The organism is Methylopila musalis (assembly GCF_042679725.1).
Classification (GTDB): Bacteria; Pseudomonadota; Alphaproteobacteria; order Rhizobiales; family Methylopilaceae; genus Methylopila; species Methylopila musalis.
Genome location: NZ_JBHTMX010000021.1, coordinates 19,881 through 28,788 on the forward strand (window position 1 = coordinate 19,881; position 8,908 = coordinate 28,788).

At 69.9% G+C, this 8,908-nt stretch carries 10 protein-coding genes; all 10 read right to left on the bottom strand.

Translation table 11 applies throughout. The features are described 5' to 3' along the window. Positions 1 to 50 precede the first annotated feature (50 nt). Positions 51 to 533 carry a MaoC family dehydratase gene (locus tag ACFQ4O_RS04860; protein WP_378774525.1) on the bottom strand — a complete coding sequence of 161 codons (483 nt, stop codon included), beginning with the start codon at positions 531 to 533 and terminating at the stop codon, positions 51 to 53. After that, the gene (locus ACFQ4O_RS04865) at positions 533 to 997 is read right to left on the bottom strand and encodes a MaoC family dehydratase (protein ID WP_378774526.1); all 465 of its coding nucleotides are present in this window, start codon (positions 995 to 997) and stop codon (positions 533 to 535) included. Before ACFQ4O_RS04865 ends, ACFQ4O_RS04860 begins: the two co-directional genes overlap by 1 nt. A gap of 70 nt (positions 998 to 1,067) precedes the next feature. Then, the gene (gene ychF, locus ACFQ4O_RS04870; protein WP_378774527.1) at positions 1,068 to 2,165 is read right to left on the bottom strand and encodes a redox-regulated ATPase YchF; all 1,098 of its coding nucleotides are present in this window, start codon (positions 2,163 to 2,165) and stop codon (positions 1,068 to 1,070) included. A gap of 33 nt (positions 2,166 to 2,198) precedes the next feature. Then, positions 2,199 to 2,630 (bottom strand): PIN domain-containing protein, encoded by a 432-nt coding sequence (locus ACFQ4O_RS04875; RefSeq protein ID WP_378774529.1) that lies wholly within the window; start codon positions 2,628 to 2,630, stop codon positions 2,199 to 2,201. Further along, complete coding sequence (locus ACFQ4O_RS04880) at positions 2,557 to 2,859, bottom strand: hypothetical protein (protein ID WP_378774530.1); 303 nt, start codon at positions 2,857 to 2,859, stop codon at positions 2,557 to 2,559. Before ACFQ4O_RS04880 ends, ACFQ4O_RS04875 begins: the two co-directional genes overlap by 74 nt. A gap of 49 nt (positions 2,860 to 2,908) precedes the next feature. Then, positions 2,909 to 3,517 carry an aminoacyl-tRNA hydrolase gene (pth, locus tag ACFQ4O_RS04885; protein WP_378774531.1) on the bottom strand — a complete coding sequence of 203 codons (609 nt, stop codon included), beginning with the start codon at positions 3,515 to 3,517 and terminating at the stop codon, positions 2,909 to 2,911. Between the two features lie 28 nt (positions 3,518 to 3,545). Further along, on the bottom strand, positions 3,546 to 4,223 hold the full coding sequence (locus ACFQ4O_RS04890; protein WP_378774532.1) for a 50S ribosomal protein L25/general stress protein Ctc: 678 nt from the start codon (positions 4,221 to 4,223) through the stop codon (positions 3,546 to 3,548). Between the two features lie 116 nt (positions 4,224 to 4,339). Further along, a complete protein-coding gene (locus ACFQ4O_RS04895) occupies positions 4,340 to 6,724 on the bottom strand; it encodes an EAL domain-containing protein (RefSeq protein ID WP_378774533.1) in 2,385 nt (794 codons plus the stop codon). Positions 6,725 to 6,853: 129 nt separating this feature from the next. Continuing rightward, entirely contained in the window at positions 6,854 to 7,786 is a 933-nt protein-coding gene (locus ACFQ4O_RS04900) for a ribose-phosphate pyrophosphokinase (protein WP_271203410.1), read from the bottom strand. A gap of 183 nt (positions 7,787 to 7,969) precedes the next feature. Further along, positions 7,970 to 8,749 (bottom strand): peptidoglycan editing factor PgeF, encoded by a 780-nt coding sequence (pgeF, locus tag ACFQ4O_RS04905; protein ID WP_378774534.1) that lies wholly within the window; start codon positions 8,747 to 8,749, stop codon positions 7,970 to 7,972. Between the last annotated feature and the right edge of the window lie 159 nt (positions 8,750 to 8,908).

Sequence of the window (8,908 nt, forward strand, 5' to 3'; positions counted from 1 at the left end):
TGGTGGCCCGCCGGGCTGCGTCCCCGCAAGTGAGTCGGAACGGACCTTCGTCAGACGCCCGCGTCGGGACGGCGCTCCACAAACACCGCGCTGACGAAGGACAGCGCCTGCACGCCATGCTGGTTCACGGCGGTGTTGCGGGCGGTGAGCAGGCCCCAGCCGGGGCGGGAGCCGCTCGGCCGCGCCTCCACCACCTCGGCGAAATAGGTCAGCGTGTCGCCGGCCATCACCGGCGCGCTCCATTTCAGCTCGCGGAAGCCGGGGGAGGGGCCGAAGCGCCCGACCGGCAGGCCCGCCGCCATCCGCTCCCGCGCGACGCGGACATTGTAGGCCACCGTCAGCTTCATCCACACCGCGCAGGTGTGCCAGCCGGACGCCGCGAGGCCCTTGAACGGACCGGCCCGCCCGGCCTCCTCCGACAGGTGGAACGCCTGCGTGTCGTAGGTTCTGGCGAAGCGCAGGATGTCGTCGGTGGTGAACAGATGCGCGCCGATCTCGGCCCGGTCGCCGACGCGGAAGTCCTCGAGATACATCAGGCGGCCTCCGCGTTCCGGCGGCCGAACAGGATCGGCCCCACCTGCCGCAGGACGATGTCGCCGTGCTGGTTCACGACCTCGAAGCGGAAGGTGACGATCCCCCGATCCGGCCTGCTGGCTGATACGCGGGCGGCGAGCACCTCGCTCAGCACGCTGAGCCGGTCGCCGGCTTTGACCGGCCGCAGCCATTCCAGGCTGTCCACGCCGGGCGATCCCAGAGAGGTCGAATCCGCCAGCCACTGGTCGCAATGCATGCGCATGGCGAGCGCCGCGGTCTGCCAGCCGGAGGCGATCAGCTCGCCCAGCATGCTGGCCCGCGCCGCCTCCTCCGACAGATGCATCGGCTGCGGATCGAACTCGCGGGCGAAGGCCAGCATCTCGTCGCGCTCGACGATCAGCCCGCCATACTCCGCCCGGTCGCCGGGGCGGAAGTCCTCATAGGCGTAACGCGGCGCGGCCATGGTCCTCGCCTTTCGCGGGATCGGGGCGCCGATGATGGCGCCCCGGCGTCTGTGCGTCTACACAGTAGGGTCAGTTGGCGAAGCGGAAGTGCAGCACGTCGCCGTCGGCGACCACATAGTCCTTGCCTTCCAGCCGCATCTTGCCGGCCTCCTTCGCGCCCGTCTCGCCCTTGAGCGCCACATAGTCGGCGTAGGCGATGGTCTCGGCGCGGATGAAGCCCTTCTCGAAGTCGGAATGAATCACGCCCGCCGCCTGCGGGGCGCGGGTGCCGCGCTCGATGGTCCAGGCGCGGGTCTCCTTGGGGCCGACCGTGAAGTAGGTCACGAGGCCGAGCAGCTGGTAGCCGGCGTTGATGAGCCGGTCGAGGCCGGGCTGCTCAAGGCCGAGCGCCTCAAGATACTCCTTGCGCTCGTCCTCCGGCAGCACCGCGATCTCGCTCTCGATCTTGGCGGAGATGGCGACCGAGACCGCGCCTTCGGCCTTGGCGCTCTCGTCGACGCGGGCGGAGAAGGCGTTGCCGGTGGCGGCGGAGCCCTCGTCCACGTTCGAGACGTAGAGCACCGGCTTGGAGGTGAGCAGGTTCAGGCCCTCGAATGCGACGCGCTCGTCCTCGGCGATCTTGGCGAGGCGGGCGGGCTTGCCGTCGCGCAGCAGCGGCAGCACCCGGTTCACCAGATCGAGCTGCTCCTTGGCTTCCTTGTCGTTGCTGCGGGCGCGCTTCTCCAGCGCGCCGACACGCTTCTCGAGGCTTTCGAGGTCGGCGACCATCAGCTCGGTCTCCACCGTCTCCGCGTCGGAGAGCGGGTCGATCCGGCCTTCCACATGGGTGATGTCGTCGTCCTCGAAGCAGCGCAGCACATAGGCGATGGCGTCCACCTCGCGGATGTGGGCGAGGAACTGGTTGCCGAGGCCTTCGCCCTTGGACGCGCCGCGCACGAGGCCCGCGATGTCCACGAAGGTGAGGCGGGTCGGGATGATCTCCTTCGAGCCCGCGATCGCGGCGAGCTCCACGAGGCGCGGATCGGGCACCGCCACCTCGCCCACGTTCGGCTCGATGGTGCAGAACGGATAGTTCGCGGCCTGGGCGGCGGCGGTCTGCGTCAGCGCGTTGAAGAGGGTCGACTTGCCGACGTTCGGCAGGCCGACGATGCCGCATTTGAAGCCCATGGGAATTTGGCCTTATTGAAGAAAGGGTCGGCGTCAGGCCGACGCGAACGGATTGCGAATCTCGAGGTCGCCGATGCGGCGGCCGTGTTGCAGATCCTCGCTGTAGAACAGACCGCAGCCCGCGAGGGAAGCCGAGGCGAGAAGCGTGCAATCCCACCAGGAAAAGCCGCATGCGTCCTGAATGCGCCAGGCCTCCGCCGTCGTGGCGAAGGTCAGCGGCGCGGTGCAGTGGCGGACGAAGACACGGCAGTAGTCCCGCGCGTCCGAACGGCTGGCGCTTTTCAGCCGCTCGGTCAGGACCCGGTAGCACTCGTTCAGGGACTGCGGGCTCAGCACTAGAGACTCCGAGAGGGCGGCGTTCCGGATGAGCGACGCCGCAATGGCGCGCTTTTCAGTCTCCTTCGGATCGACTGCGTAGATCAGGATGTTCGTGTCGACGAAGCAGGTCGCTTTTCCGGTCGGCATAAAGCTCCTCTCTGCCCGGCCACGCGGCTCCCGCGCCCGGAAAACCGGGGCCTGACAGGAAACGCTCCAGCGCGGCGCGCTCCTCGTCCCGCTGGTCGCGGCCGGCGGCGGCGCGCTGCGCCGCGATCGTTTCACCGAGGAAGCGCGACACGCTTTCTCCGCGCTTCGCCGCCTCGATCCGGACCCAGGCCAGCACGTCCTCGTCCATGGTGATCGTGACGTTCTTCATGGCCGCGATCCTCCTTACGCCACGAAGTTCGTGTTTTCGTGGTCGAGCGTCAAGGCCGCGCGCCGAGGCGCATCACCTCCGCGAAGCCCGCGGCCTCCATCCGCAGATGGACCTTGTTCTGCAGGCCGGCGTCGTCCGGCTTGGCGAGCAGGTCGGCGGCGTCGGCGACGGCGTCGGTCAGCACGTCCACCCACTCCATCTCCGCCTTGCCGAAGTCGTTCAGCACATAGGAGTGGACCAGCGCCTTGTCGCCCGGATGGCCGATGCCGAGCCGCAGCCGCTTGTAGTCGTTGCCCATATGGGCGGTGATGGAGCGCAGGCCGTTGTGGCCGGCGTTGCCGCCGCCCACCTTCACCCGCAGCTTGGCGGGCGCCAGGTCGAGCTCGTCGTGCAGCGCGACGATGTGGGATACGGGGATCTTGAAGAAGCGCGCCGCTTCCGCGACCGACCGGCCGCTCTCGTTCATGTAGGTGCGGGGTTTCAGCAGCAGGGCCTTTTCGCCGCCGAGGGCGCCCTCCGCCGCGTCGCCCTGAAAGCGCGCCCGCCACGGGCCGAAGCCGTGGCGGGGCGCGATCCGGTCAACGGCCATGAAGCCGATGTTGTGCCGGTTCTTCTCGTATTTCGGGCCCGGATTGCCGAGCCCGACCAGGAGCAGCATGAGCGAACGCTCCCGCTGAAGCCGAGGATCAGTCCTCGGACGGCTTCTCTTCGGCCGGGGCCTCGTCGGACTCGGTCGTCTCGCCGCGGTTCTCGGCTTCGGCCTCGGCCTGCTCCTCGGCCGCCTCTTCCGCGACCACGGTCGGCGCGGCGATGGTGGCGATGGTGAGCTCGTCGAGGTTCTCGGCGGCGAACTCCACGCCGGACGGGAGCTTGACGGCGGAGGCGTGCACGATGTCGCCGATCTCGAGACCCTTCAGGTCCACTTCGATCGCGGCCGGAATGTTGTCGACGCCCGCCTTCACGGCCACCGAATGCAGCACGACGTTCAGGACGCCGCCGCGCTTCAGACCCGGAGCGTCTTCCTCGTTGAGGAAGTGCACCGGCACCTCGACGTCGACCACCGAAGAGGCGGAGACGCGGAAGAAGTCCACATGCAGCAGCACGTCGCTGACCGGGTCGCGCTGGTAGTCGCGCGGAATGGCGCGCTCCTTGCCCTTGCCGGTGTCGATCTCGAACACGGTGGTCTTGAAGCCGCCGGCGTGCAGCAGCTTGAACAGCTCGTGGCCGTCGAGCGCGATGCCGACGGGCGCCTTCTTGTCGCCGTAGATCACGGCGGGGATCTTGCCAGCACGACGGAGAGCGCGGGCGGCCCCCTTGCCGGCCTTCTCGCGCAGCTCAGCCTTGAGGGCCTTGGTGGCGGTCATGGGTGTCAGTCTCCAAAAGAAACGGCCGCCCGAAGCGGACGGCCCTTCGCGGCGAACCCCTCCAGGGGTGTGGGACGCCGCGGCGCTTCCCTAACAGAAACGCCCTTTCCGCGCAATCAGGCGGCGGCCGGCGGCGTCTCGACGTCCGGCGCGGGCGCGTGAAGGTTCGCGCGCGTCAGATGGGCGAACTGGTCGATCGGGCCGGGGCGGCCGAGGAAATAGCCCTGCGCGCCGTCGCAGGCCTCCGACTGCAGGAACAGAAGCTCCGCCTGCGTCTCCACGCCCTCCGCCATCACCGGCAGCCCGAGCCCGCGGCCGAGCCCCAGCACCGAGCGCACGATGGCGGCGGCCTGCTGGTTGGTGTCGACCGCGCTCACGAAGGAGCGGTCGATCTTGATCTTGTCGAAGGGGAAGGCCCGCAGGTTCGACAGCGACGAGTAGCCCGTGCCGAAATCGTCCATGGCGATGCGCACGCCGAGCGCCTTCAGCTGCCGCAGCGTGGCGAGCGTGCGCGCGAAGTCGCGGACCAGCGCGGTTTCGGTGATCTCGATCTCAAGCCGCCGAGGCGACAGGCCGGTCTCCAGCAACACCGTGTGCACCAGCGCCACGAAGTTCGGCGTGTGCAGCTGGACCGGGGAGACGTTCACCGCCACCGACAGCGGGTTCGGCCAGCCGGCGGCCTCCTTGCAGACCGCCCGCAGCACCCATTCGCCGATGGGAAGAATGGCGCCGCATTCCTCCGCGAGCGGGATGAAGATCGCAGGCGACATCTGCCCGTGGCCGGGGCGGCGCCACCGCACCAGCGCCTCGAAGCCGACGATGGCGCTGGAGGCGACGGCCGCCTGGGGCTGGTAGACCATATAGAGCTCGCCCCGGTCCGCCGCATGGCGCAGGTCGTGCTCGATCTGGCGGCGGTCGTTGAGCTCGTCGCTCATGGTCTGCTCGAAGAAGCGGTAGCCGCCGAGCTGCTCGGCCTTCGCCCGGTAGAGCGCCACGTCGGCGTTGTGCAGCAGAGACGGGGGGTCGTAGGCGTCGTCGGGGAACACGGCCACGCCGATGCTCGCCTGCACGTGCCCCGCGTGCTCGCCGCCGGCCCGCGCCAGCGCGTTCAGCACGCGCTCGGCCACGGCGCCGGCGTTGATGGGGTGATCCACCGGCGCGAGGATCGCGAACTCGTCGCCGCCGAGCCTCGCCGCCACCTCGCCGTCGCCGAGCGCCGACGACAGCGCCTCGCCCACCGACCGCAGCAGCCGGTCGCCGGCGGCGTGGCCGAACAGGTCGTTCACCTGCTTGAAGCGGTCGAGGTCGATGCACAGAACCGCCAGCTTTCCGCTCAGGAGGGCGGCCGACTGCACGGCGTCCTCGAGCCGCTGGTGGAAGCTGGAGCGGTTGAACAGTCCGGTCAGGCTGTCATAGAGCGCGAGCTTGCGGATTTCGGCCTCCGCGGCGAGCTGCGCGCGCAGGTCCCGGATCGCGATGGCGAAATGGGGCTGCTGGGACAGCTCGATCGGACGGATGTAGATCTCGACCGGAACGTCCGCGCCGGCGCTGTCGCGCAGCTCCGTGCGCAGCGGGTCGGGGGCGCTGGCGTGCGCCGTCAGCTCCTGCGGGCGCAAGGACAGCAGCGTCGAGAGCGGAATGCGCGCGAGCGCCGCCGGCTCGAGCCCGAGCATCTCCGCGAGGTTCTCGTTCGCGTGCAGGATGCGCCGGCTGTTGCAGATCAGCAGCCCTTCGGCCGAGGCGTTGGCGAGGCTCTGGAGGCGATGGCGCTCCAGCGCGATCTTGCGGCGCTCACGCACGTCGAGAAGTAGCGCGGCGAAGCCCATCACCAGCACGCAGAACGCGGCGAAGGCCACGCCGACCGCGAGCCACTTGGTGGGCAGCGCGGTGAGGGGGACGGAAATGCGCGGATCCGGCGTGATGACCACCGCGCCCATGGCGGTGAAATGCAGCGAGCAGATCGCGAGGATCAGCAGCAGCGCGCCGCCCACATGGGCGCGCATAGGGGACGCGGAGCGGGCGACCGGCAGCGCGATCGCGCCGAACAGGGCGCCGGAGACGATCGCCGTGACCACGAGGGGCATGTCCCAGGTGAGCGCGCCCTGGACCTGGAACGCGGCCATGCCCGTGAAGTGCATCGCCGCGACGCCCGCGCCGAACACGGCCCCGCCGAGCGCCGGGCGCCGGCCGATCGAGACCCAGAGGCCAAGCCCGGTCAGCCCGATCGCGAGCACGAGCGACAGCGCAGTGATCGAGACGTCGTAGCCGGTGGGCACGCCCGGCTGGAACGCCAGCATGGCGATGAAGTGGGTGGCCCAGGCGCCGGCGCCGGTGGAGAGCGACGCGATCGCGAGCCACACGCGCCGCGCCCCGCCGCTGCGGGCGGCGGCGTAGCGCATCAGGCGGATCGCCGCCAACGACGACACCGCGCACACGAGCGCGGCGAGAGCGACCAGCCCATAGCTGTGCTGATCCACAAAACAACCGACGACCTTGAGCATGACCGGGCCTGTTATCGTTATCAGGCTTGGTATGCCAGTCGGGAAGTGACCGGGTCGTTAAGGGCGGAGTCGGCGGCTCAAAACACGGTTAGCGATCGCTCAACGGCGCGACGATCGTCTGCGCCGGGGTCAGTCGAACAGGCTGGAGACCGACTCTTCGGACGAGGTGCGGGCGATGGCCTCGCCGATCAGGGTGGCGATCGACACCACGCGGATGTTCTTGGCGACGCGCACGGCTTCGGTGGCGAGGATCGAATCCGTCACCACCATTTCCTTGATGCGCGAGGCGGTGACGCGGGCGACCGCGCCGCCGGAGAGCACGCCGTGGGTCAGGTAGGCGTAGACCTCCTTCGCGCCGTTCGCGAGCAGGGCGTCGGCGGCGTTCACCAGCGTGCCGCCGGAATCCACGATGTCGTCCACGAGGATGCAGGAGCGGCCTTCCACGTCGCCGATGACGTTCATCACCTCGCTCTCGCCCGGCCGCTCGCGGCGCTTGTCCACGATGGCGAGCTGGGCGTCGATGCGCTTGGCGATGGCGCGGGCGCGCACCACGCCGCCCACGTCCGGCGACACCACCATGACGTTGTCGAGCGGCAGCCGATCCTTGATGTCGCGCACCATCACCGGCGCCGCGAACAGGTTGTCGGTCGGGATGTCGAAGAAGCCCTGGATCTGGCCGGCGTGCAGGTCCAGCGTCATCACCCGGTCGGCGCCGGCCTGGGTGATCATGTTGGCGACGAGCTTGGCGGAGATCGGGGTGCGGCCGGAGGAGCGACGGTCCTGACGAGCGTAGCCGAAATAGGGCATCACCGCCGTGATGCGGCGCGCCGAGGAGCGGCGCAGCGCGTCGATGATGATCAGCAGCTCCATCAGGTGGTCGTTCGCCGGGAACGAGGTCGACTGCACGACGAACACATCCTCGCCGCGCACGTTCTCGAGGATCTCGACGAAGACCTCCATGTCCGCGAAGCGGCGCACGTTGCAGCGGGTCAGCGGCGTCGCCAGATAGGCGGCGATGGCTTCCGCGAGCGGGCGGTTCGAATTGCCGGCGACGACCTTCATTATCCCATGACCTCGTCTAACGCGCGCCCGTGCGGGCAGCCGGCCTTCATGCGCCTCATGCGCCGTCCCGCTCCGGGACCGGAAGACGCGCGGCTCTTAACAACAATTCCAGACCGTCTCAACCGATCGTGAGCGCCTGCCCACGCGGTTTAGCGCATGGCTGGTGTCAGTGCGGTTAAAGCGTCACATGAGGGCGATGGCGGCGACGAGCCGGCCGTAATCCGCCTCGCCCCGATGGGTGGCGCGGCGGTAGCTGAAGAAGCGGTCCTCGTCGGCGTAGGTGTCGAGCCCGACGTCGTCCACGGTCCCGACGCCGGCGGCCGTCAGGCGGGCGACCACATAGCCCGCGAGATCGAACAGCGCCTGGCCGGGCTTGCCCGAGGGTTCGAAGAAGCGGGCGTTGTCGGCGTCCTGCGCCACGAAGCGGGCCGCGAACTCCGGGCCGACCTCGTAGCTCGCCTGCCGGATGCAGGGGCCGAGGACGGCGGTGACGCGCTCGCGCCTCGCGCCGAGCCGCTCCATCTCCACGAGCGTCGCCTCAGCCACGCCCTTGAACGCGCCCTGCCAGCCCGCATGCGCCGCCGCCACCACCCGCGCCTCCGGATCGGCGAACAGGATCGGCCCGCAATCGGCGATGGTGACCGCGACCGCGAGGCCGGGCGTCGACGTCACCACCGCGTCCACATGGGGCGCCTGTTCGCGGGCCCACGGGCCCGTCGCCACCGCGACGTCGGCGGAATGCACCTGCCACGGCAGCGCGATGCGGCCGGGCTCCAGCCCGAGCGTCCGCGCCATGCGCGCCCGGTTCTCCAGCACGTTCTCGCGGGCGTCGTCGGCCCCGAGCCCGCCGTTGAGGCTCGTGAGCACGCCGGTGGAGACCCCGCCCGCCCGCGTGAAGAAGGCGTGGCGCACCCCCGGAAGTCCGGCGAGGGCTGGCGACTCCACGGTCGGGACGGTGGTCATGGGCGTGCTCCGGCTTTGCGACGTCACGAATCGAAGGCGGGGAGGGCGAGGCGAGGATGGGCGAGGGCGAGGGCCTTGAACAGGGTGCCCATGCCGGTCGGCGCGCGGTCCGTCAGCCGCGCCGCCGCGGCGTCGACGGCCGCCGCCTGCGCCGGCGAC

Bases quoted from the DNA above. Each gene is read 5' to 3' on its own strand.
- ACFQ4O_RS04860 (WP_378774525.1), bottom strand. From the start codon at position 533: ATGTATCTCGAGGACTTCCGCGTCGGCGACCGGGCCGAGATCGGCGCG.
- ACFQ4O_RS04865 (WP_378774526.1), bottom strand. From the start codon at position 997: ATGGCCGCGCCGCGTTACGCCTATGAGGACTTCCGCCCCGGCGACCGG.
- ychF (WP_378774527.1), bottom strand. From the start codon at position 2,165: ATGGGCTTCAAATGCGGCATCGTCGGCCTGCCGAACGTCGGCAAGTCG.
- ACFQ4O_RS04875 (WP_378774529.1), bottom strand. From the start codon at position 2,630: ATGCCGACCGGAAAAGCGACCTGCTTCGTCGACACGAACATCCTGATC.
- ACFQ4O_RS04880 (WP_378774530.1), bottom strand. From the start codon at position 2,859: ATGAAGAACGTCACGATCACCATGGACGAGGACGTGCTGGCCTGGGTC.
- pth (WP_378774531.1), bottom strand. From the start codon at position 3,517: ATGCTGCTCCTGGTCGGGCTCGGCAATCCGGGCCCGAAATACGAGAAG.
- ACFQ4O_RS04890 (WP_378774532.1), bottom strand. From the start codon at position 4,223: ATGACCGCCACCAAGGCCCTCAAGGCTGAGCTGCGCGAGAAGGCCGGC.
- ACFQ4O_RS04895 (WP_378774533.1), bottom strand. From the start codon at position 6,724: ATGCTCAAGGTCGTCGGTTGTTTTGTGGATCAGCACAGCTATGGGCTG.
- ACFQ4O_RS04900 (WP_271203410.1), bottom strand. From the start codon at position 7,786: ATGAAGGTCGTCGCCGGCAATTCGAACCGCCCGCTCGCGGAAGCCATC.
- pgeF (WP_378774534.1), bottom strand. From the start codon at position 8,749: ATGACCACCGTCCCGACCGTGGAGTCGCCAGCCCTCGCCGGACTTCCG.